Genomic DNA, 21819 nt, shown 5'->3' with positions numbered 1-21819 from the left:
CCTGCCGTACGGCGCCCCTGGGGCCAGTGCGATGATGAGCCCGCCATGTCTGCCCCCCACCAGCGCCCGACGCGCTCCGGGAACGATCTCCGGATCTTCAGGGCCGCGGTGTTCGCCGCGGTCTGCGTCGTGCTGGCCGCTGCAGGTCACACTCTCGCCTCCTGCGCCACGGTGCCGCTGTGGACGCTGGGCGCGGGGTTCGCCGGGGCACTTCTGGTCGCGGCACCGCTCGCCGGACGCGCGCGGTCGCTGCCGGGCATCGCGGCACTGCTCGCGGCCGGACAGACCGCGCTGCACACGCTGTTCGGACTGGCCCAGCACACCGGCTCCTCCATGGGCTCGATGGCGTCCGTGTCACCGATGACGTCGATGCCGTCCATGACATCCATGACATCCATGTCGTCGGTGCACGCGATGCACTCGATGTCCGACGCCACGCTGGTGGAGCGGGCGGCGCGCCTGGTGTGCGGGACCACGGCCGCGGCGATCAGCCCCGCCCAGGCCCGCAGAATCCTCGCCGACGCCGGGCTGTCCCCCGAGACGGCGATGGACATGAGCTCCGCGCACCATCCGGCGGACGCCCTGTCCACCACCGGTTCCTTCACCTCGCTGCTGCCGTCCCTGCCGATGCTGCTCGGCCACGTCCTCGCGGCGATCGCCGCGGGCTGGCTGCTGCGCCGCGGCGATTTGGCTCTGCTGCGGCTCGCCGAACTGTCCACGCTGTCGGCGCACATGGTCGCCGAAGGGGCCTTCGTACGGTCCCTGCGCGGGGCGCTCGCACTGGTGCGCGCGCTGCGCGCCGGGCTTCCGGGCCTGCCCGAGACGGATCCGGCTCCGCCGCGCACCGCGCTGCTCGCGCCCCGCAAGCCCCGTACCACCGCACTCCAGCACTCGGTGATCAGACGCGGCCCGCCGGCCGCCGTGCTCGCTCTGGCCGCCTGACGCGACGCGACCGCCACTCTGCCGGGACCGGGAGAGGGGCCGCCGTCGCGCGGCACACGCGCGTGCCCGCACCTTTCGCGTCACGCGCCCCTCGTCACCGAACCTCACCCGAAGTGGAGCGCACCCGTTCATGAAGGCTTCCCGTCTCGCCGCCACCGGCGCCCTTGCCGCCTCGGCCGTCGTCGTCCTGTCCTCGCCCGCCTTCGCGCACGTCACCGTGCAGCCCGAGGGCACCGCCGCCAAGGGCGGTTACGCCGTCATCGACTTCAAGGTCCCCAACGAGCGCGACAACGCCTCGACCACCAAGCTCGAGGTCAGCTTCCCGACCGACCACCCGCTGGCCTCCGCCATGCCGGAGCCGATCGACGGCTGGGACATCAAGGTCACCAAGTCCAAGCTGGCCAAGCCGATCGAGATGCACGGCGAGAAGATCAACGAGGCCGTCTCCAAGATCACGTGGACGGCGAAGGACGGCGGCGTCAAGCCCGGCTTCTTCCAGAAGTTCCCGGTCTCCGTCGGCACCCTGCCCGAGGACGCCGACGAACTCACCTTCAAGGCGCTGCAGACGTACTCCGACAAGGAGGTCGTCCGCTGGATCGAGGTCCAGCAGAAGGGCCAGGAGGAGCCCGAGAACCCGGCCCCGGTGCTGGCCCTGTCCGCCGCCGAGGACGACCACGCGCACGGCTCCACCGCCGAGGACGCCTCCGACAACGCCAAGGACACCGAGAACGCGGCCGCCGACACCTCCGCCGACAGCGACAGCAGCGACACCACCGCGCGCGTGCTGGGCATCGTCGGCATCGTCGTCGGAGCGCTGGGCGTGGCGTACGGCGTGCTCGCCGGCCGTCGCCGCAGCGACGCCTGACCCAGCCCGTCCACCCCACCCCACTTTCCGGGACGCCCCGTGTTCCCCGGCCCGCCCGTTCTGCGGCCGGGGGGCGGGGTCGTCCCCCGGGAGAATGCAGTATGCGCAAGAAGACGTCTCTCGCGGCCGCGCTGCTCGGCGCCGCCTGTCTGACCCTGTCCGCCTGCGGCAGCGGTGACGACGGCAAGTCGCCCGTCGCCGTGGTCTCCGAGGACACCTCGCAGAAGGCCGCGACCATCCTCGACAAGCCCTTCGAGAAGCCCGACCTGGTGCTGACCGACACCCAGGGCAAGAAGTACGACTTCCGCAAGGAGACGGCGGGCCGGCCGACGTTGATCTACTTCGGCTACACCCACTGCCCCGACATCTGCCCGCTGACGATGAACAACCTCGCCGTCGCCAAGAAGCAGCTGCCCAAGGCCCAGCAGGACAAGCTGCGGGTCGTGTTCGTCACCACCGATCCGGGCCGCGACACCCCCGCCGAGCTGGGCAAGTGGCTCAAGGGCATCGATCCCCAGTTCGTCGGCCTGACCGGCGACTTCGCCACCATCCAGGCCGGCGCCCGCACCCTCGGCATCTCCATCGAGCCGACCCACAAGGACAAGAAGACGGGCAAGACCGTCTCGGTGCACGGCACCCAGGTCATCGCGTTCTCGCCGAAGACGAACGGCGGCTACGTCCTGTACGGCGAGGACGCCACCGTCGACGACTACACCAAGGACCTCCCCAAGCTCATCAAGGGGGAGAACCCGTGAGGCACCTCGTCGCGCCGGCGGCCCTGATAGCCGGTGCGCTCGCCCTGACGGCCTGCGGCGGCTCCGGCGACTCCGGCGACGCGAAGCCCGAACTGTCCGTCAGCTCCTCCTACATGCCCCAGCCGGTCTCCGACATGGCCGCGGGCTTCGTCACCATCACCAACGACGGCGGCGCCAAGGACGAGTTGACCTCCGTCACCAGTGACGCCGCGGGCAGCGTGACGGTCCACCGGACCGTCGGGCAGTCCATGGAGGAGGTCAAGTCGCTGGACATCCCCGCCCACGGGCGGCTCGTGTTCCAGAGCGGCGGCAACCACCTGATGTTCGAGAACCTGAAGCAGAAGCCGAAGCAGGGCCAGAAGGTGAGCGTGGAGCTCCACTTCGCCGAGTCCGGCCCGATCAGGGTTGAGATGCCGGTGAAGTCCGCCACGTACAACCCCGCGAACGGACACTGAGGGAGGGAACACCGTGACGCAGACCACCACCCCCCGCCGCATGCGGCTCCTGGTGCTGCTGTGCCTGACCGTCATCGGCGTGCTCCTCGCCGGTGCCGGGCCGGCCTCCGCGCACGCCGCGCTGACCGGCAGCGACCCCGAGCAGGGAGTGGTGGTCGACACGGCGCCCAGCCAGGTCACGCTCACCTTCTCCGAGAAGGTCGCCACGTCCGACGACTCGCTGCGCGTGCTCGACCCCAAGGGCAAGCGCGTCGACGCCGGCAACCCGGCCAACGTCAGCGGCACCTCGTACGCCGTGAAGCTGAAGAGCGGCCTGTCCGACGGCACGTACACGGTGTCCTGGCAGGTCGTCTCCGCGGACAGCCATCCCGTCGCGGGCGCCTTCACCTTCTCCATCGGCGCCCCGTCCTCGACCTCGGTCAAGGCGGTCGGCCAGGAGGTCGGCGGCGGCGTGGTGGGCTGGCTGTACGGCTTCGGACGCTATATGTCGTACGCCGGCTTCATCGTGATGGTGGGCGGCGCCGCCTTCGTCCTGGCCTGCTGGCAGCGTGGTTCGGGAGTACGTCCGCTGCAGCGGCTCGTGGTCTCCGGCTGGCTCTCGCTGACCGCCGCGACCCTTCTGCTGCTGCTCCTGCGCGGCTCCTACACCAGCACCGGAAAGGTCGGCGACATCTTCGACCTGGGGCTGCTGGGGCAGGTGCTGCAGACCAAGACCGGTGCGGCGCTGGTGTCCCGGCTGCTGCTGCTCGCCGCCGCGGCACTGTTCATCGCCGTGCTCTTCGGCGCCTACGACAAGCGTGAGGACGAGGAGAAGCGGGACCTGACCTTCGGGCTCGCGATCGGCGGGTTCGTCGTCTCCGCCGGTCTCGCGGCGAGCTGGGCGATGGCCGAGCACGCCTCGACCGGGCTGCAGCCCGGGATCGCGATGCCGGTCGACGTCGTCCATCTGCTGGCGGTCGCGGCCTGGCTGGGCGGGCTGTGCGCGCTCCTGGTCGCGCTGTACCGCGCGGACACCCCGGTCGAGACGGCCGCGGTACGCCGCTTCTCCCAGGTCGCCTTCTGCAGCGTCCTCGCGCTGGTGGCGACCGGCATCTACCAGTCGTGGCGTCAGCTCGGCTCCTGGTCGGCCTTCACCGACACCTCGTACGGGCAGCTGCTGCTGGTCAAGATCGGGCTGGTGGCGCTGCTGGTCGGCATCGCCTACATCTCCCGGCGGTGGACGGCGCGGCTGGCGGACACGGTGCCCGCGGAGCCTCGTCCGCGGGAGAAGGCACGCGTCGGCGCGGGCGCCACGACGGCCGACACCGAGGCAGGTGCCGGGAAGACGACGACCGGCTCCGGGAAGACGGCCTCCGGCACCGGGAAAGGGAAGTCGACCTCCGGCAGTGGTTCCAAGGCGTCCGGCAGCGGTTCCAAGGCGTCCGGCGACCCCGAGCGCGCCGCCCAACTCGCCCGCCAGCGGGCCGCCGTGGACACGGCGCGGCAGAAGCGGCAGCGGGACGCCGACCCCCACCGTTTCGGACTGCGGCGCTCCGTGCTCGCCGAGGCGGGCGTCGCCGTCGCGCTGCTCGCCGTCACCACGGTGCTGACGCAGACCGAGCCGGGCCGTACGGTGCAGGAGGCCAAGGCCGCAGCCTCGTCCTCGGACGCGTCCTCCTCGGCGGACTCCTCGTCCGACGCGTCGTCCGGAGCGCTGACGCTGACGATGCCGTTCGACACGGGCGGCACCGACGGCAAGGGCGTGGTGTCGGTGGACCTCGACCCCGCGCGCGTGGGCGGCAACGAGATGCACGTCTACGTCACCCGGCCCAACGGACGCGCCTTCGACGTCCCCGAGGTGAAGCTGGCCTTCACCCTGGAGGCCAAGAAGATCGGGCCGCTGCCGGTCACGCCCGACCGCATCACCACCGGACACTGGTCGGCCGGCGATGTGCAGATCCCCATGGCCGGCGACTGGAAGGTCGCCGTGACCGTGCGGACCTCCGACATCGACCAGGTGACCGTCTCCAAGAACGCGCAGATCGGCTGAACCGCACCATGGCTGAACGATCCATTCCCGAGGCCCGCACCGCCGCCGGCGCGGGCAAGGACGCGGACGCCGCGAGCCGGGCCCCTTCCGCCCAGGGCGCCTCGCGGGGCGTCTCGCGGCGCACCCTGCTCGGCACCGCCGGCGCCACCGGGCTCGTGCTCGGCGCGGCCGGCGGAGCCGTGGGGTACGCGGCGGCGCCCTCCGGGGCCACCCCGCTGACCTCCGTCGGCTCCGACAGGGCGATGTTTCACGGGAAACATCAGCCCGGCATCACCGAGGGCCTCCAGGCCAAGGGCCATCTCGTCGCCTTCGACCTGGCGGCGGGCGCGGGCCGCAAGGAGACGGCCGCCCTGCTGCGCCGCTGGTCGGCAACGGCCGAGCGGCTGATGGCGGGCGAACCCTCGGCGCACGACGACACCGACGTGGCGCGCGACGCCGGGCCGTCGTCGCTGACGATCACCTTCGGCTTCGGGCACAGCTTCTTTACCCGCACCGGCCTGGAGAAGCAGCGCCCCGTCTCGCTGGACCCGCTGCCCGACTTCTCCTCCGACCGGCTCGACCCGTCCCGCAGCAACGGCGACCTGTGGGTGCAGATCGGAGCCGACGACGCCCTGGTGGCCTTCCACGCGCTGCGCGCGATCCAGAAGGACGCGGGCAGCGCCGCGCGGGTCCGCTGGCAGATGAACGGCTTCAACCGCACGCCGGGCGCCACGGCCCACCCCATGACGACCCGCAACCTCATGGGCCAGATCGACGGCACCCGCAACCCCAAGCCGTCCGACGCCGACTTCGACCGGCGGATCTTCGTGCCGGCGTCCGGCTCGAACGACCCGGCGTGGATGAGGAACGGCTCCTACGCCGTCGTACGCCGTATCCGCATGCTCCTCGACGACTGGGAGAAGCTGACCCTGCACGCGCAGGAGAACGTCATCGGGCGCAGGAAGTCCGACGGGGCGGCGCTGTCGGGCGGCACCGAGAAGACCCCGATGGACCTGGACAAGACCGACGCCAAGGGCGAGTACGTCGTCCCGGTCAACGCCCATGCCCGCATCACGCGCCCCGACCAGAACGGCGGTGCGGCGATCCTGCGGCGCCCCTTCTCCTTCCACGACGGCATCGACGCCGACGGGGTGCCCGACGCGGGACTGCTGTTCATCTGCTGGCAGGCCGATCCGCTGCGCGGCTTCGTCCCCCTGCAGCGCAAGCTCGACCGCGGCGACGCCCTGTCGAAGTACATCCGCCACGAGGCGAGCGGACTGTTCGCGGTGCCGGGCGGTGCGGCCGAGGGGGAGTACGTGGGGCAACGGCTGCTGGAGGGGTGAGCCGCGCGCCGGTTCACCCACCCGTGGGGCACGGGTGAGACACGTGAGCCGCGTCCCCGTAAGCCCATTAGGGTGAAGGCATGCCAGCGAGCTACGCGTATCTCGGTCCTGAGGGCACCTTCACCGAAGCCGCCCTGCGCACTCTTCCCGAGGCGGCCACCCGGGAACTGATCCCCTACGTCTCCGTGCAGTCCGCCCTGGACGCGGTACGCGCCGGTGAGGCCGAGGCCGCGTTCGTGCCGATCGAGAACTCCGTCGAGGGCGGCATCACGACCACCCTCGACGAACTGGTCGCGGGCACACCGCTGATGATCTACCGCGAGGTGCTGCTGTCGATCACCTTCGCGCTGCTGGTCCGGCCGGGCACGAAGCTCTCCGACATCAAGACGGTCTCCGCCCACCCGGCCGCCCAGCCGCAGGTGCGCAACTGGCTCAGGAAGCATCTTTCGGACGCCCACTGGGAGTCGGCGGCCTCGAACGCGGACGCCGCCCGGCTGGTCCAGGAGGGCCAGTACGACGCCGCGTTCGCGGGCGAGTTCGCCGCCGCGCTGTACGGCCTGGAGGCGCTGGAGACCGGCATCCACGACGCCGAGAACGCGCAGACCCGCTTCGTGCTGGTCGGCCGGCCCGCCCGGCCCGCGGCGCCGACCGGCGCGGACAAGACCTCCGTCGTGCTGTGGCAGCGCGACGACCACCCCGGTGGTCTGCGCGATCTGCTGGGTGAGTTCGCCACTCGTGGCATCAACCTGATGCTGCTGCAGTCCCGGCCCACCGGCGCGGGCATCGGCAACTACTGCTTCTGCATCGACGCGGAGGGTCATATCTCCGACCGCCGGGTGGCAGAGGCCCTGATGGGGCTCAAGCGGATCTGCCTGGAGGTGCGGTACCTCGGTTCGTACCCGCGCGCGGACATCGGTGTCGAGGACGTGAGCGCGCCGCGGCGGGGGACGTCCGACCAGGAGTTCGTGGCGGCGGCGGACTGGGTGGCCCGCTGCCAGGACGGGCGCTTCTAGCGATTCTGCCCACTGGTCCGCCCGGCCAGTCCTACCTGCAGATTTTCGTTGTCCACAGAGTTATCCACAGGCAAGGTTCTCGACCTGGGGACAAGTCGACACCGCGGTGCCACTCAGTCGACAAATCGGTCTGAGGCCTCCTTCGGCGTCCACCGGCGCGCATGTCACCGTTCGTCCACCCGTTTCCTTTAGGCAATCCTTTGGGGCGACCCTTTTCCACTCGAAAGTAGGGGTAAGAGATGGTTTGAGCAGTGAATCCGGACGGTGACGCCCCGGTTTCGGAGTGATCAATTCCGAAATCCACAGATCCACCGCACACCCTGTGGATAACTCTTCGAAAGGTGTGGATCGCTGTGGACAACCGACCGCCCAAGTCCCGTTTCCCACAAGGGAATCCGGTCAACACGGCGCCCCGGGGCCTACTCGTTCCAGGGAGCGGGACACCTTTTGTTGACACTGCGCGCAATTCCCTCATAACGGAACGTAAGCCGCAATTGATCACTGTAGGGAATGGTGAGTCGTGGGCCCCGTTCCCGCACCGGTAGCCTTGAGCGCGTGATTGACCTTCGCCTGCTCCGTGAGGACCCCGACCGTGTGCGCGCGTCCCAGCGCGCCCGTGGAGAGGACGTCGCGCTCGTCGACGCTCTCCTGTCTGCCGACGAGCGGCGCAGGTCGTCCGGCGTCCGCTTCGACGAGCTGCGTTCCGAGCAGAAGAACCTCGGCAAGCTCATCCCCAAGGCCTCCGCGGACGAGAAGGCCGAGCTGCTGAAGAGGGCGAGCCAGCTGGCCGCCGACGTCAAGGCGGCCGACGCCGAGCAGCACGAGGCCGACGAGGAGACCAAGCGCCTCGCCCTCCAGCTCGGCAACCTCGTCCACCCCGACGTGCCCGTCGGCGGCGAGGAGGACTTCGTCGTCCTGGAGACGCACGGCACGATCCGCGACTTCGGCGCCGAGGGCTTCGAGCCCAAGGACCACCTGGAGCTCGGCGAGGCGCTCGGCGCCATCGACGTCGAGCGCGGCGCCAAGGTGTCCGGCTCCCGCTTCTACTACCTCACCGGCGTCGGCGCCCTGCTGGAGCTGGCCCTGGTCAACGCGGCGATCGCCCAGGCCACCGAGGCCGGCTTCACCCCGATGCTGACCCCGGCGCTGGTCCGCCCCCGCGCCATGGAGGGCACCGGCTTCCTCGGCCAGGCCGCGGAGAACGTCTACCACCTGGAGAAGGACGACTACTACCTGGTCGGCACCTCCGAGGTCCCGCTCGCCGCGTACCACATGGACGAGATCCTCGACGCCGACCAGCTGCCGCTGCGCTACGCCGGCTTCTCGCCGTGCTTCCGCCGCGAGGCCGGCACCTACGGCAAGGACACCCGCGGCATCTTCCGTGTGCACCAGTTCGACAAGGTCGAGATGTTCTCCTACGTCGCCCCCGAGGACGCGGAGAACGAGCACAGGCGGCTCCTGGAGTGGGAGAAGCAGTGGCTGACCGGTCTGGAACTGCCGTTCCAGGTCATCGACGTGGCCTCGGGCGACCTCGGCGCGTCGGCGTCGCGCAAGTACGACTGCGAGGCGTGGATCCCGACCCAGGGCAAGTACCGCGAGCTGACCTCGGCCTCCAACTGCGACAGCTTCCAGGCCCGCCGGCTGTCGGTGCGGCTGCGTGACGGCAAGAAGGTGCAGCCGCTCGCGACGCTCAACGGCACGCTGTGCGCCGTACCGCGCACCATCGTGGCCATCCTGGAGAACCACCAGCTGGCCGACGGCTCCGTCCGCGTCCCCGAGGTGCTGCGCCCCTACCTGGGCGGCCGAGAGGTCCTGGAACCGGTCGCCAAGTGAGCGGCACGTCCGGGTCCGGGGGCTTCCCGTACCAGCTGATCGCGACCGACCTCGACGGAACGCTCCTGCGCTCCGACGAGTCGGTCTCGCGGCGCACCCGCGACGCGCTCGCCGCGGCCACCCGGGCCGGTGCCGCACACATCGTCGTCACCGGCCGCGCCGTCCCCTGGACCCGGCACATCCTCGACGACCTCGGCTACGACGGCCTCGCGGTCTGCGGCCAGGGCGCGCAGGTCTACGACGCCGGGGCGCACCGCCTGCTGACGTCCGTGACGCTGGACCGGCAGCTGGCGGGGGTGGCGCTGGCCAAGATCGAGGCGGAGGTCGGCCCGCTGCATCTGGCGGCCAGCCGGGACGGGCTGGACGGCGAGGTGATCGTCGGCCCGGGCTACGCGGTCACCGGCACACTCCCGGCCACGCCCTTCACGGACGCGTCCGACCTCTGGGCGGCCCCGCTGAACAAGATCTACATACAGCACCCACAGCTGACCGACGACGAGCTCGCGGAGGCCTCCCGGCGGGCCGCGGGCGGATTCGTCACGGTCGCGATGGCGGGCGAGGGAATCGTCGAACTGCTGCCGCTGGGCCTGTCGAAGGCGACGGGACTCTCGCTCGCGGCGAGGCGGCTCGGTCTGAAGGCCGCGGACACGATCGCCTTCGGCGACATGCCCAACGACATCCCCATGTTCGCCTGGGCCGCGCACGGCGTGGCCATGGCCAACGCCCACGCGGAGCTGAGGGCAGTGGCCGACGAGGTGACGTCCTCCAACGAGGAGGACGGGATCGCGCTGGTGCTGGAAAGACTGCTGCCGTAGCCGCGCCGCCCCGTACCGCAGAGGCGGCAGGGGTCGGCGCGGGCTACGGCGACGTGGGTGGGCGGCCCACGCGAGAGCGACATCGCGTGCTCGAAGCGGCCGCCCCGGGCAGGTGCCTGCGGCGGGACTCGACAGTGGGGTAACTACACCGGAGTCCCCCGCGAACCGCCCTGACGGGAGCCGGACGGACTGTCGTGCATGGACATCGCCCGGCTCCTCTCCCCGTTCACGGCGCCGGTGCTCACCGGCGTCCTTCACACAACAATGGTGCCTTTGCACCGAGTTGGGCGCCACCGAATAAAACAGCCGTACGGCAGGGGCCGCCCTCACGGGAGGAAAGGCTCACTCCTCGCCGGCGAGCGTCAGCGTCCGCAGCTTCTGTCCGGCGTACCAGGTGGCCAGCACGGTCACCGCGATCAGCAGCACCGTCGCCGTGGTCAGGCCGACGTCCGACGTCACCAGGTCCCCGCCGGCGACCTTGTGGGCGACGGCCAGCGACCACTGCTGGACGCTCAGCGTGCGCGCACCGGGCACCAGGGAGCCGAACAGGGCCTCCCAGACCAGGGCGTAGACGAGACCGAAGACCACCGCGTGCCGGGACACCGTGCCCAGCAGCAGGAACAGCGCGGCGTAGGCGATCGACGAGACGAGGGCCGCGACCGTGTAGGCGACGGCGATCTGCTGGCCGTTGCCGTTCAGGATGAACCCGGCGATCAGGGTCGGCAGCGCCGAGAACACCATGGTCACCGCGATCGCCACGATCAACTTGGTGAAGATGATCGTCGGCCGCTTCAGCGGCTTGGACAGCAGATACACCACCGAGCCGTCGTCGATCTCCGGACCGATAGCGCCCGTACCGGCGATGACGCCGATGATCGGCACCATCGTGGCGAGCGCGAGCCCGCCGAGCAGGTCCGAGGCCGTCTGGTCGTCGGCGCCGGCGAGGCCCCGTACGACGACGGAGATCGCGATCAGCAGCAGGGGCAGCGCCCCGAGGATGAGGGCCCGGCGACGGCCGAGCAGGGCCCGGTAGGTGAGCCGGGCGACTGTGGGGTCGTACATCTTCGGCCTCCTACGCCGCGACCAGATACGAGAACACGGACTCGAGGGACTCGTCGGACGGCGAGACCGTCAGCAACCGGATGCCGTTGTCCCTGGCCACCTTCGGCAACAGGGCCGTGAAGCGGCCGAAGTCGACGGCCTGGACGCGCAGCGCGCCCTCCGCCAGGTCGACTTCGATGCCGGACGTCGACGGATCGGCGATCAGCGCGGCCGCGAGCGCGCGGTCGTCGCTGGAACGCACCAGATAGCGGTGCGGCCGGTCGGTCATCAGACGGCGGATCTTGCGGAAGTCACCGCTGGCCGCGTGCCGGCCCGCGACGACGACCTCGATGTGCCAGGCGAGCTGCTCGACCTCTTCGAGGATGTGGGACGAGAACAGCACCGTGCGGCCCTCGTCGCCCATGCGCCGCAGCAGGTCCATCAACTGCATGCGCTGGCGCGGGTCCATGCCGTTGAACGGCTCGTCCAGCAGGAGCAGCGAGGGGTCGTGGACCAGGGCGGACGCCATCTTCACGCGCTGGCGCATGCCCTTGGAGTACGTGGAGATCTTGCGGTCCTGCGCGTACTCCATCTCGACCGTGGCCAGCGCCTTCTGGGCGGCCTTGGCGCCGAGGCCGTGCAACTCGGCGTTGGCGACGACGAATTCGCGGCCCGTGAGGAAGTCGTACATCGCCTCGCGCTCGGGGACGATGCCGATGTGCCGGTAGATGTCCTCATTGCGCCACACCTGCTGTCCGTCGAGGGTGACGGTGCCGGTGGAGGGGGCGAGGAAGCCGCCCATCATGTTGATGAGGCTGGACTTTCCTGCGCCGTTGGGGCCGAGCAGGCCCGTGACGCCGGGGCCGATGGTCATGGTGATGTCGTTGACGGCGACCACGTTGCCGAACCAGCGGGAGACGTGGTCGATGCTGAGCGTGGTCACAGTCCGACCTTTCGGTAGCGGCGCATCAGGAGGCCGTAGCAGGCGGCGATCAGGCCGAGGACGACGAGGACGTAGACGACACCCTCGCCGTTGCTGGGGCCGACCTCCCCCGGGAAGGCCGAACTCGCGCCGAGGAACGCGGACTGCACGCCGTCGATGAGCGTGACCGGGGAGAACAGGCCGATCCAGGGGATGGCGCTCGTGCTGCCCTGGGAGTCCGCGATCGCCTGGAGCGTGGAGACCGCGCCGTAGGAGATGGTCATGACCGCGATGACGGCCGCGATGCCGAAGCCGCGGCGCGGGGTCACCGAGGCGATGACCAGGCCGATGCCGGCGAAGAGCAGGGAGAGCAGCGCCACGGAGACGAGCCCCTGCCCGAACCCCTTGGTCTGGTCGGCGAAGTCGAGCTTGGCCAGCAGCGCGCCGACGTAGAGCACGATCAGCGGTGCGGCGGTCAGGATGAACATCGCGGAGGCCAGCGCCGCGAACTTCGCGCGCACGTAGTCGGCGGTCTCGATGGGCCGCGAGAAGTACAGCGGCACCGTCTTGAAGCGCAGGTCGCGCGAGACGGACTGGGGCGCCTGGGAGGCGACGTAGAGGCTGATGACGGCCTGCATTATGATCGCGTAGCGCGTGTAGTCGACCGGCAGGTCCTTCGCCTTCGTGGCGACCGCGACGGCCACCATGATGGCCGCCGGCACGCACATCACCACGAACAGCAGCATCGGCAGCACCTTGGACTTCACCGAGCGGCCGAGGCCGTAGGCGCCGCGCAGGGACTGCGAGTACAGCGAGCGGGTGGCGTAGGAGCGGCCGAGGCGGGGGCCGTCGTAGTTGCGGTAGCCGATGTTGTGGATGCGGGTCTGGTCACCCGGCGTCGTCGGCATGGGCTGCTCAACTGCCATGGACGGCCGCCTCCTTCGTCATGTCCTGCGCCTCGGCGTCCGAGTGGAAGACCTCCGAGATGTGGTGCCTGCGCTGCTCCATGCGCACGAGGCCCAGGCCCAGGTCGGCGACGATGTCGCGCACCAGGTCGTACGTCTCGTCGCCCTGTGCGGTGAGCAGCAGGATGTGCCCGGCACCCGGCAGGCCGTTCGTGCCGTCCAGAACCTCCACCCCACGCGCGTGGAGCGCCTCGCGTACCGCGCGCGTGCCGTCCGGGTGCGCGTCGGTGTCGGTGACCTCGATCGCGAGGGTGGTGGTGGTCTGCGTGAAGTCCGTGGTGGAGCTGGAGCGCAGGAGCTTGCCGCCGTCGATGACCACCACGTGGTCGCAGGTGCGCTCCAGTTCGCCCAGCAGGTGCGAGGTGACCAGGACCGAGATGCCGAAGTCGGTGTGGATACGGCGGATGAGGCCGAGCATCTCGTCGCGGCCGACCGGGTCGAGGCCGTTGGTCGGCTCGTCCAGGAAGACCAGCTGCGGGTCGTGCACGAGCGCCTGCGCGAGCTTGACGCGCTGCTTCATACCGGTCGAGTAGCCGCCGATGGGGCGGTAGCGCTCCTCGTACAGACCGACGTGGCGCAGCGTGTCCGCGGTGCGCTCGCGCGCGGCCGTGGGCGGCAGGCCCGACATGCGCGCCATGTGGACGACGAACTCGGTGGCCGAGACGTCGGGCGGCAGGCAGTCGTGCTCCGGCATGTAGCCCACCCGCTCGCGGATGGCGGCGCCCTTGGTCGCGACATCGAGGCCGAGCACTTCGGCGCGGCCCTCGGAGGCGGGGGACAGACCCAGGAGGATCTTGATCAACGTGGACTTGCCGGCTCCGTTCGCTCCGACGAGCCCGGTCACACCGGGCCCGACGTCGACGGAGAGCCGGTCAAGCGCGGTCACCCGGGGGAACCGCTTGCTCAGGCTTTCGGTCGCGATCACAGTCACGTCCTCGACGATAGTGAGCTGCGCCACGCCGGTCGTCAGACCGCAGAGCTGGATCGGCCTCAGACTCCAGATGTACGGGTCCTTAGGGGTGCCCCCTACTTGAGAGTTACGGAGCGTTGTCCACAGCCCGGACGCCGGCTCTGTCCACAGCCCGAGGCCCTCTCTTGACGCAGCCTCCGGTCACTGTCACATTCATCGATGTCACCTACGGCTCTGGGCGAAGGACTCGACGTGACGTTGCTGAAGGATGCGCGGGAGCGCCGGGTGCACACCGGCGGCGTCGAGCTGTGCGTGGCCGAGCTGGGAGACGCAGCGCAGCCGACGCTGGTCCTCGTCCACGGCTATCCGGACAGCAAGGAGGTCTGGTCCGAGGTCGCCGCCCGCCTGGCCGAGCGCTTCCACGTCGTGCTCTACGACGTCCGGGGCCACGGCCGCTCGACGGCGCCGCAGCCGCTGCGCGGGGGCTTCACCCTGGAGAAGCTGACCGATGACTTCCTGGCCGTGATCGACTCCGTCAGCCCCGGCCGCCCGGTGCACGTCGTGGGGCACGACTGGGGCTCGGTGCAGGCCTGGGAGTTCGCCACCGTCCGGCGCACCGAGGGACGCATCGCCTCCTTCACCTCCATGTCCGGGCCGTCCCTCGACCACTTCGGCCACTGGATCGACCGACGCCTGAAGAAGCCCACCCCGCGCCGCATCGGCCAACTCCTCGGCCAGGGCGCCAAGTCCTGGTACGTGTATCTGCTGCACACTCCCGTGCTGCCCGAACTGGCCTGGCGCGGCCCCCTCGGCAAGAGCTGGCCGGGCATCCTGCGGCGCGTGGAGAAGGTCCCCGCCGACGGCTACCCGACCCCCTCGCTGCCCTCGGACGCCGCACAGGGCGCCTGGCTGTACCGCGACAACGTCCGCTACCGGCTGCGCAGGCCCCGCGCCGACGCGTACGCGCACGCGCCCGTGCAGCTCATCACCCCCCTCGGGGACGCGTTCCTGTCGGAGAAGCTCTACGACGACCTGGAGCAGTGGGTTCCGCGGCTGACCCGCCGCACCCTGCCGGCCAAGCACTGGATCCCGCGCACGCGCCCCGACCAACTGGCTTCCTGGATCACCGAGTTCGTGACCTCCGTCGAGGGCGGCAGGCCGACGGCGGTGCGGCCCACGGGCAGGTACGCCGACCGCTTCGGCGGGCAGCTCGTGCTGGTCACCGGCGCGGGCAGCGGCATCGGACGGGCCACGGCGTCCGCCTTCGCCGAGGCGGGCGCACGCGTGGTGGCCGTCGACCGCGACGCCGAGGCCGCCGCCCGCACCGCGGAGCAGTGCCGTCTTCTCGGCGCCCCCGAGGCCTGGGCGGAGACGGCCGACGTCTCCGACGAGCAGGCCATGGAGAAGCTCGCCGCCAAGGTCGCCGCCGAGTACGGCGTGGTGGACGTCCTGGTGAACAACGCCGGGATCGGCCTGGGCGGCTCCTTCTTCGACACCACCACGGAGGACTGGAAGAACGTCCTCGACGTCAATCTGTGGGGCGTCATCCACGGCTGCCGGCTGTTCGGGAAGCAGATGGCCGAGCGCGGACAGGGCGGCCACATCGTCAACACCGCCTCCGCCGCGGCCTATCAGCCCTCCCGGGCGCTGCCCGCCTACAGCACCTCCAAGGCGGCCGTGCTGATGCTCAGCGAGTGCCTGCGCGCGGAGCTGGCCGGGCAGGGGATAGGCGTCAGCGCGATCTGCCCCGGCTTCGTCAACACCAACATCACCTCCACCGCGCGCTTCGCGGGCGTGGACGCCGAGGAGGAGAGGCGCCGCCAGAAGCGGACCGCCCGCCTCTACGGCCTCAGGAACTACCCGCCGGAGAAGGTCGCCGCCGCGATCCTGCGCGCGGTCGTGCGCAACGAAGCCGTCGTGCCGGTCACCCCGGAGGCCCGCGGCACCCACCTCATGTCCCGCTTCGCCCCGCGCGCGCTGCGGGCGATCGCACGACTGAAGCCACCGCTGTGACGTGGGCGCCGTGACGTGCGCCCGCGGGGCCGGGGCCGACCGCGGACGGGCGGCAACCGCTGGGACGAGTCCGGCAAGGAGGCACCGAGCATGCGGCAGACGCCGTACCGCATAGAGGATCTGGCGCACGCCAGCGGCGCCACGGTCCGCACCATCCGCGCCTACCAGGACCGCGGTCTGCTCCCCCGGCCCGAGCGCCGCGGCCGCGCCAACCTCTACTCCGACGCGCATCTCGCCCGGCTGCGCCAGATCGCCGAACTGCTGGACCGCGGCTACACCCTGGCCTCCATCAAGGAGCTCCTGGAGGCGTGGGACGCGGGCCGCGGTCTGGGCGGGGTGCTCGGGCTGGTCGCCGAGGTCGACCGGCCGTGGACCGACGAGCAGCCGGTCCGCATCTCGCGCGCCGAACTGGACGAGCGGTTCGGTGGACCGCCCGACGACGCGGCCGTCGCCGAGGCCGTCGAGCTCGGGGTGCTGGAGCCGGACCCCGGAAACGAGGGCTCCTTCCTTGTGCCGAGCCCTCAAGAGCTCGCCGTGGCAGTGGAGTTGCACGCGGCGGGCGTCCCGCTGTCCGCGATCTCCGGGCATCTGCGGGAGTTGAGGGTCCAGGTCGAGCACATCGCCGCCCGTTTCCTTCAGTTCACCACCGAGCACGTCTTCGCCCGCTACCTCGACGCGGCCCACCCGCCGACCGACACGGACGCGGCGGAAGCGGCCTCTCTCGTACGGCGTCTGCGGCCGCTCGCGCAGCAGACGGTGGACGCGGAACTGGCGCGGGCGATGCGGCTGTTGGCGGTACGGCAGCTGCGGCGGCAGCTGGGCGGCGAGCGGTCTGCGCCGGAGGAGAAAATGTCACGCTCCGTGGCGCTGCCCGAGGAGACGATGCGGGCCGTGGAGGGGCTGGTTGGGGCGGAGCGGGCGGCGGAGTTCGTGGCGCTGGCGGCTGAACGGGAGGTGCGGGCAAGGAGGTTGGACGCGCTCACGTCAAGGGGTGGGCCCCCTGGCGATCTTGACGAACAGAGGTGACATGTCGGGGAGTTGTCCACAGGAGGGCCAACTGGCCTGTGGATAACTACAGTTGGTTGTGGATCAAACCTGGGGACCAAAATAATCTGCGTGATCCGCGTCTCTCCGGTCATGCTGAGCGGATGGACGAAAGACGCACGGACGAAAGACGCACCGTGAAGGTGTCGAAGTACCTGTCGAAGCATCTGCGCCACCAGCCCGAGCGGATCGGGCTGACGCTCGACGAGGCCGGCTGGGTCGAGATCGACGCGCTCATCGCCGCGGCCGCCGCCCACGGCTTCCGCTTCACCCGCGAGGAACTGGACCATGTGGTCGCCGCCAACGACAAGCAGCGCTTCGCGGTCGACGGCAGCCGCATCCGCGCCAGCCAGGGCCACAGCGTCGAGGTCGACCTCGGACTGCCCCCGGCGACCCCGCCGGCGCACCTCTACCACGGAACCGTGGCACGCCACCTCGACGCGATCCGCGCCGAAGGCCTGCGCCCCATGAACCGCCACGACGTCCACCTCTCACCCGACCGCGAGACCGCCACCCGCGTCGGCGCCCGCCGCGGCCGCCCGGTGATCCTCTCGGTGGACGCCGGCACGATGCACCGAGACGGCCACGTCTTCCACATCAGCGCGAACGGCGTATGGCTGACGCAGCGCGTGCCTCCGCGCTACCTGCGCTTTCCCGAGGCGCACTGAGTCGCACCGGGCCGAACCGACTCCGGCACCGATCTTCGTCCGGCCGCTCCGGCCGTTCCGGCATGATCGAAAGCATGAAGCACCTGCCCACCACCGAAGCCGCCGTCGCCGTCCTGCGTGCCGTTGCCGTCGAGTACGGGCGTGAGATCGAGGTCGGGCATGACATCGGCGCCGACCGGACCTCGCGCCGCAGCGCCGCGGGGGTCGGCGTCGCCGCCGATCCGGACGGCTCCCTCCCGCACGAGGCGTTCGTCGAGTTCGGCGGGGTGCCCCGGGTGAGCGTCCGTCTCTACCCCGACGACGATGCGCTGATCACCGTCGAGGGCGTCGAGTGCCCGGACGTCGACCGTGACGACGTGCCCGCGTTCGTCCGCTCCCTCTTCGACGACCGCGCCTTCGTGAAGGGCCGCCGCTTCCCGCCGGGCTACTTCCTGATCGTGCCGCTGCCCCAGGACCGCACCCACAGGGTGTACCTGCCCATGGTCGGCCTCGGCCCGTGGCTGAGCAGCCGCGTACGGTGACCGTTTCGTCCGTTGTCCGCACCGGCCCGTAGGCTCGGACGCATGAGTCTGCGTCTGAGCACCGTGATCCTCCCGTACCGCCGCTGGCACGAGGGCGGCCGTGCGGCATGGGAGCGGGCGGAGCAGCTCGGCTTCCACACCGCGTACACCTACGACCATCTGTCCTGGCGCGTCCCCTTCCGCGACGGCCCCTGGTTCGGTGCCGTGCCGACCCTGACCGCCGCCGCGGCCGTCACCGAGCGGCTGCGCCTGGGCACCCTGGTGACCTCGCCGAACTTCCGGCACCCGGTGACCCTCGCCAAGGAGCTGATCTCCCTCGACGACATCTCCGGCGGTCGCATCACCCTCGGCATAGGAGCGGGCGGCACCGGCTTCGACGCCACCGCGCTCGGCCAGGAGCCATGGACCCCGCGCGAGCGCGCCAACCGCTTCGCGGAGTTCGTCCCGCTGCTTGACCGCCTGCTCACCCAGGAATCGGTCTCGTACGAGGGCGATTTCTACGCGGCGCACGAAGCGCGCAACATCCCCGGATGTGTGCAGCGCCCCCGTCTGCCCTTCGCCGTCGCCGCCACCGGCCCGCGCGGGCTCGCTCTCGCCGCGCGCCACGGACAGGCCTGGGTGACCACCGGCGACCCCAAGCTGTACGAGAACGGCACTTCTGAACAATCGATTCGAGCCATTCGCGGCCAGGCCGAGAAACTCGCCGACGCCTGTGCCGAAATCGGCCGGGACGCGGCCCAGATGGACAAGATCCTGCTCACCGGCTTCACCCCGGACCGCGCCCGCCCGCTCGACTCGCTGGACGCGTTCGTGGACTTCGCGGGCCGCCACCGTGAGCTGGGCTTCACCGAGATCGTGATCCACTGGCCCGTCCCGGAGACGGTCTTCGCCGCCGAGGAGAAGGTCTTCGAGCAGATCGCCATGGACGCCCCGGCACAGCTCGGCTGAGCGAACGGGGCGGCGGACGGACGGAGCGGCGGACGGACGGGGCGTGATGGTGCTGATGAGGACGGTAACCACTCAGATGTGCGGACTCCCGCACGGGCGTGCAGGCATATGCGGGAGAATGACCCGGTGACCTCAGCGACCCGACAGCCCGAGACCCCGGCCCCCGCCGTCCAGCCCCGGCTCATCGCCACCGATCTCGACGGCACCCTCCTGCGGGACGACAAGTCGGTCTCCCCCCGGACCGTCGCCGCCCTCGCCGCCGCCGAGAAGGCGGGCATCGAGGTCTTCTTCGTCACCGGCCGCCCGGCCCGCTGGATGAACGTCGTCAGCGACCACGTCCACGGCCACGGCCTGGCGATCTGCGGCAACGGCGCGGCCGTGGTCGACCTGCACGGCGGCCCCGGCAGCCACCGCTTCGTGAAGGTGCGGGAACTGGCCCGGGACAACGCGCTGGATGCCGTACGGCTGCTGCGCGAGGCGGCGCCCGGCACGGTGTACGCGGTGGAGCAGACGTACGGCTTCCACCAGGAGCCGGACTACCCGAAGCTGCACATGGAGATCCCGGACAACCTCCGGCCCGCCGAGGAGCTCCTCGCACCCGACGGCCCGGACACGGATCAGCCCGTGCTCAAGATCCTCGCCTACCACCCCTCGCTCGACCCGGACGGCTTCCTCGCCACCGCCCGGCTCGCCATCGGCGCGCGGGCCAACGTCACCCGCTCCAGCCCCAGCGCCCTGCTGGAGATCAGCGGCCCCGGAGTCTCCAAGGCCAGCACGCTCGCCCTGTGCTGCGCCGAACGCGGCATCTCCCACGAGGAGGTCGTCGCCTTCGGGGACATGCCGAACGACGTCGAGATGCTGACCTGGGCGGGCCGTTCGTACGCGATGGGCAACGCCCACCCGGACGTCATCGCCGCGGCCTCCGGCCGCACAGTCGCCAACAACGACGACGGGGTGGCGGTCGTGATCGAGCGGATGCTGGCAGAACGGCCGTAGGACCTGCGGCGCACCGACCGGTCGCGGCCCGTCGCCACGCCATCGGTGCGGCACCCCGTCACGCCGTCACGTCCCACTCCGTCACCCGGTCACGCCGTCACGCCGTCACGCCGTCAGTACGGCACCTGCCACACCACGGTCGTACCGCCGCCGTCCGCGCCGATGCCGGGACCGTGCCCGCTGTCGCCGCCCAGCGACTCGGCGCGCCGCCGCAGGTTCCGCAGACCGCTGCGGCGGCCGCCCTCGGGGATGCCGACGCCGTCGTCGGCGACGCTCAGACGGACACCGGGCCGGCCGTCGGGCAGCGTCACGGTCGCGTCGACGACGACGTCGATCCGTGAGGCGCCCGCGTGCCGGAAGGCGTTGGAGAGAGCCTCGCGCAGGGCGGCGACGAGATTCTTGCCGGTCAGGTCACCGACCAGGGTGTCGACCGGGCCGACGAAGCGGTGCGAGGGCCTGAAGCCGAGCGGTACGGCGGCCATGGTGATCTCGCGCAGAACGCTCGTGCTCAGCCCGGAGGACTCCTCGGCGGGCCCCTGCTGGAGCGCGAAGATCGCGGTGCGGATCTCCTGGATGGTGACGTCGAGTTCGTCGACGGCCCTGGCGACGCCGTCCCGCACCTCCGGCGCACGGGTCCGGCGCCGGGCGCTGTCCAGCAGCATCCCGGTCGCGAACAGCCGCTGGATGACCAGATCGTGCAGGTCACGGGCGGTGCGGTCGCGGTCCTCGTACACCGCGAGCCGCTCCCGGTCGCGCTGCGTCTCGGCCATGACCAGCGCGAGCGCGGCCTGCGAGGCGAACTGCACCGCGAGCATGCGCTCCGTCTCCGTGAACGGACGCTCCCCGCGCGCCCGGGGCATGACGAGGGCCCCGAGCACCCGGCCGTCGCTCTGCAGCGGCAGCAACATGACCGGCCCGTACTTTCGGGCGTGCCCCGTGACCATGCGCCGGTCGGCGGCCGCGTCCTCGACGAACACGGCCCGTCCGCCGAGGAGTTCGGCGACCAGCGGGCTCTGGGGCGGCACGACGGTGCCCAGCAGGCCCGACGGCCCGTCGGCGGCCACGGCGACGATCTCGAGGCCGCCCTCGCGCGCGGGCAGCAGCACGACGCCGGCCGCGGACCCGGACAGCCGGCGGGCGCGGTCGGCGACGACCTGGAGGGCTTCGTCGGCGTCGCCGCCGGACAGCAGGGCGGTGGTCACGGCGACCGATCCGTCGATCCAGTGCTCCCGCTGCCTGGCCGCCTGGTACAGCCGGGCGTTGCCGACGGCGATGCCCGCCTCCGTGGCCAGCACCCGGACCATGTCGAGGTCGTCGTCGCGGAACGGCTCGCCGCCGCGTTTCTTGGTCAGATACAGGGTGCCGAAGATCTCGCCCTGGACGCGGAGGGGCAGGCCGAGGACGCTGCGCATCGGGGGACGGTGCGCGGGGAAGCCGCATGGGCACGGGTCCTCGTCGTCGCCACGGTGGACGAAGTCGACGAGCGCGTCCCCGTCCTCGGCCATGACGCCGATCGCCGCGCACCGGGCCCCGGTCAGCGCGACCGCCGTCTCACAGATCCGCTTCAGCGTGGCGTGCAGTTCGAGCCCGCTGCCGACGGACCGCATGGCCTCCAGCAACCGTGGGACTTGGGTTTCGGGTGCGGTACCGGTGGGTGGTGGGGTTCTGGAGGGTGGTGGAGTTCCGCAGGGCTGTGGGGCTCCGGCGGGTGGTGGGGCTCCGGCGGACGGGTCGGCGGGCATGTCCCGAGCGTAATAAGTCC

20 protein-coding genes are annotated in these 21819 nt (G+C 71.1%); 15 read left to right on the top strand and 5 right to left on the bottom strand.

Features of this window, described 5'->3' with window-relative positions; genetic code table 11:
• The first annotated feature begins 45 nt into the window (after positions 1-45).
• The 9 genes from MQN93_RS14090 to MQN93_RS14050 all read left to right on the top strand — a co-directional run bounded on the left by MQN93_RS14090 (position 46) and on the right by MQN93_RS14050 (position 10029).
• Positions 46-942: a hypothetical protein gene (locus tag MQN93_RS14090; protein ID WP_242709731.1), complete on the top strand. Its 897-nt coding sequence runs from the start codon at positions 46-48 to the stop codon at positions 940-942.
• Between the two features lie 130 nt (positions 943-1072).
• Positions 1073-1807 (top strand): YcnI family copper-binding membrane protein, encoded by a 735-nt coding sequence (locus tag MQN93_RS14085; RefSeq protein WP_242709730.1) that lies wholly within the window; start codon positions 1073-1075, stop codon positions 1805-1807.
• Between the two features lie 101 nt (positions 1808-1908).
• The gene (locus tag MQN93_RS14080) at positions 1909-2562 is read left to right on the top strand and encodes an SCO family protein (RefSeq protein ID WP_016436974.1); all 654 of its coding nucleotides are present in this window, start codon (positions 1909-1911) and stop codon (positions 2560-2562) included.
• On the top strand, positions 2559-3017 hold the full coding sequence (locus MQN93_RS14075; protein ID WP_242709729.1) for a copper chaperone PCu(A)C: 459 nt from the start codon (positions 2559-2561) through the stop codon (positions 3015-3017). Before MQN93_RS14080 ends, MQN93_RS14075 begins: the two co-directional genes overlap by 4 nt.
• A 13-nt stretch (positions 3018-3030) precedes the next feature.
• Entirely contained in the window at positions 3031-5046 is a 2016-nt protein-coding gene (locus tag MQN93_RS14070; RefSeq protein ID WP_242709728.1) for a copper resistance CopC/CopD family protein, read from the top strand.
• A gap of 8 nt (positions 5047-5054) precedes the next feature.
• Positions 5055-6368 (top strand): iron uptake transporter deferrochelatase/peroxidase subunit, encoded by a 1314-nt coding sequence (gene efeB, locus MQN93_RS14065; RefSeq protein ID WP_242709727.1) that lies wholly within the window; start codon positions 5055-5057, stop codon positions 6366-6368.
• 80 nt (positions 6369-6448) lie between these two features.
• On the top strand, positions 6449-7381 hold the full coding sequence (gene pheA, locus MQN93_RS14060; protein WP_242709726.1) for a prephenate dehydratase: 933 nt from the start codon (positions 6449-6451) through the stop codon (positions 7379-7381).
• A gap of 555 nt (positions 7382-7936) precedes the next feature.
• On the top strand, positions 7937-9214 hold the full coding sequence (gene serS, locus MQN93_RS14055; protein WP_242709725.1) for a serine--tRNA ligase: 1278 nt from the start codon (positions 7937-7939) through the stop codon (positions 9212-9214).
• A complete protein-coding gene (locus MQN93_RS14050) occupies positions 9211-10029 on the top strand; it encodes an HAD family hydrolase (protein WP_242709724.1) in 819 nt (272 codons plus the stop codon). Before serS ends, MQN93_RS14050 begins: the two co-directional genes overlap by 4 nt.
• Before the next feature lie 342 nt (positions 10030-10371).
• Here MQN93_RS14050 and MQN93_RS14045 read toward each other — a convergent pair whose 3' ends face one another.
• The 4 genes from MQN93_RS14045 to MQN93_RS14030 are packed head-to-tail and all read right to left on the bottom strand — an operon-like array spanning position 10372 to position 13882.
• Positions 10372-11091 (bottom strand): ABC transporter permease subunit, encoded by a 720-nt coding sequence (locus MQN93_RS14045; RefSeq protein WP_016436981.1) that lies wholly within the window; start codon positions 11089-11091, stop codon positions 10372-10374.
• Between the two features lie 10 nt (positions 11092-11101).
• Positions 11102-12013, bottom strand: a complete 912-nt coding sequence (locus MQN93_RS14040) for an ABC transporter ATP-binding protein (protein WP_242709723.1) — start codon at positions 12011-12013, stop codon at positions 11102-11104.
• Entirely contained in the window at positions 12010-12918 is a 909-nt protein-coding gene (locus tag MQN93_RS14035) for an ABC transporter permease subunit (protein ID WP_016436983.1), read from the bottom strand. Before MQN93_RS14035 ends, MQN93_RS14040 begins: the two co-directional genes overlap by 4 nt.
• Positions 12908-13882, bottom strand: a complete 975-nt coding sequence (locus MQN93_RS14030; protein WP_242709807.1) for an ABC transporter ATP-binding protein — start codon at positions 13880-13882, stop codon at positions 12908-12910. Before MQN93_RS14030 ends, MQN93_RS14035 begins: the two co-directional genes overlap by 11 nt.
• Positions 13883-14119: 237 nt before the next feature.
• Here MQN93_RS14030 and MQN93_RS14025 point away from each other — a divergent pair, with 237 nt between their 5' ends.
• The 6 genes from MQN93_RS14025 to MQN93_RS14000 all read left to right on the top strand — a co-directional run bounded on the left by MQN93_RS14025 (position 14120) and on the right by MQN93_RS14000 (position 20057).
• The gene (locus MQN93_RS14025; RefSeq protein ID WP_016436985.1) at positions 14120-15880 is read left to right on the top strand and encodes an SDR family oxidoreductase; all 1761 of its coding nucleotides are present in this window, start codon (positions 14120-14122) and stop codon (positions 15878-15880) included.
• Between the two features lie 90 nt (positions 15881-15970).
• Positions 15971-16906: a MerR family transcriptional regulator gene (locus MQN93_RS14020; protein ID WP_242709722.1), complete on the top strand. Its 936-nt coding sequence runs from the start codon at positions 15971-15973 to the stop codon at positions 16904-16906.
• A 122-nt stretch (positions 16907-17028) separates the two neighbouring features.
• On the top strand, positions 17029-17592 hold the full coding sequence (locus MQN93_RS14015) for an RNA 2'-phosphotransferase (protein WP_242709721.1): 564 nt from the start codon (positions 17029-17031) through the stop codon (positions 17590-17592).
• 62 nt (positions 17593-17654) lie between these two features.
• A complete protein-coding gene (locus tag MQN93_RS14010) occupies positions 17655-18113 on the top strand; it encodes a hypothetical protein (RefSeq protein ID WP_242709720.1) in 459 nt (152 codons plus the stop codon).
• A 42-nt stretch (positions 18114-18155) separates the two neighbouring features.
• Positions 18156-19061, top strand: a complete 906-nt coding sequence (locus MQN93_RS14005; RefSeq protein WP_242709719.1) for an LLM class flavin-dependent oxidoreductase — start codon at positions 18156-18158, stop codon at positions 19059-19061.
• A gap of 108 nt (positions 19062-19169) precedes the next feature.
• Complete coding sequence (locus MQN93_RS14000; RefSeq protein WP_016436990.1) at positions 19170-20057, top strand: Cof-type HAD-IIB family hydrolase; 888 nt, start codon at positions 19170-19172, stop codon at positions 20055-20057.
• 113 nt (positions 20058-20170) lie between these two features.
• Here MQN93_RS14000 and MQN93_RS13995 read toward each other — a convergent pair whose 3' ends face one another.
• Entirely contained in the window at positions 20171-21799 is a 1629-nt protein-coding gene (locus MQN93_RS13995; RefSeq protein WP_372504351.1) for a sensor histidine kinase, read from the bottom strand.
• Positions 21800-21819 lie beyond the last annotated feature (20 nt).

Origin of the sequence: Streptomyces spinosisporus, assembly GCF_022698145.1 — a bacterium.
GTDB classification, from domain to species: domain Bacteria; phylum Actinomycetota; class Actinomycetes; order Streptomycetales; family Streptomycetaceae; genus Streptomyces; species Streptomyces spinosisporus.
This window is presented reverse-complemented; position numbering and strand designations above follow the sequence as displayed.

What these genes read in the sequence shown, in the direction of transcription:
- MQN93_RS14090 (WP_242709731.1), top strand. Translation starts at nt 46, where the DNA reads ATGTCTGCCCCCCACCAGCGCCCGACGCGCTCCGGGAACGATCTCCGG.
- MQN93_RS14085 (WP_242709730.1), top strand. Translation starts at nt 1,073, where the DNA reads ATGAAGGCTTCCCGTCTCGCCGCCACCGGCGCCCTTGCCGCCTCGGCC.
- MQN93_RS14080 (WP_016436974.1), top strand. Translation starts at nt 1,909, where the DNA reads ATGCGCAAGAAGACGTCTCTCGCGGCCGCGCTGCTCGGCGCCGCCTGT.
- efeB (WP_242709727.1), top strand. Translation starts at nt 5,055, where the DNA reads ATGGCTGAACGATCCATTCCCGAGGCCCGCACCGCCGCCGGCGCGGGC.
- pheA (WP_242709726.1), top strand. Translation starts at nt 6,449, where the DNA reads ATGCCAGCGAGCTACGCGTATCTCGGTCCTGAGGGCACCTTCACCGAA.
- MQN93_RS14045 (WP_016436981.1), bottom strand. Translation starts at nt 11,091, where the DNA reads ATGTACGACCCCACAGTCGCCCGGCTCACCTACCGGGCCCTGCTCGGC.
- MQN93_RS14035 (WP_016436983.1), bottom strand. Translation starts at nt 12,918, where the DNA reads ATGGCAGTTGAGCAGCCCATGCCGACGACGCCGGGTGACCAGACCCGC.
- MQN93_RS14020 (WP_242709722.1), top strand. Translation starts at nt 15,971, where the DNA reads ATGCGGCAGACGCCGTACCGCATAGAGGATCTGGCGCACGCCAGCGGC.
- MQN93_RS14015 (WP_242709721.1), top strand. Translation starts at nt 17,029, where the DNA reads ATGGACGAAAGACGCACGGACGAAAGACGCACCGTGAAGGTGTCGAAG.
- MQN93_RS14010 (WP_242709720.1), top strand. Translation starts at nt 17,655, where the DNA reads ATGATCGAAAGCATGAAGCACCTGCCCACCACCGAAGCCGCCGTCGCC.
- MQN93_RS14005 (WP_242709719.1), top strand. Translation starts at nt 18,156, where the DNA reads ATGAGTCTGCGTCTGAGCACCGTGATCCTCCCGTACCGCCGCTGGCAC.
- MQN93_RS14000 (WP_016436990.1), top strand. Translation starts at nt 19,170, where the DNA reads ATGCGGGAGAATGACCCGGTGACCTCAGCGACCCGACAGCCCGAGACC.
- MQN93_RS13995 (WP_372504351.1), bottom strand. Translation starts at nt 21,799, where the DNA reads ATGCCCGCCGACCCGTCCGCCGGAGCCCCACCACCCGCCGGAGCCCCA.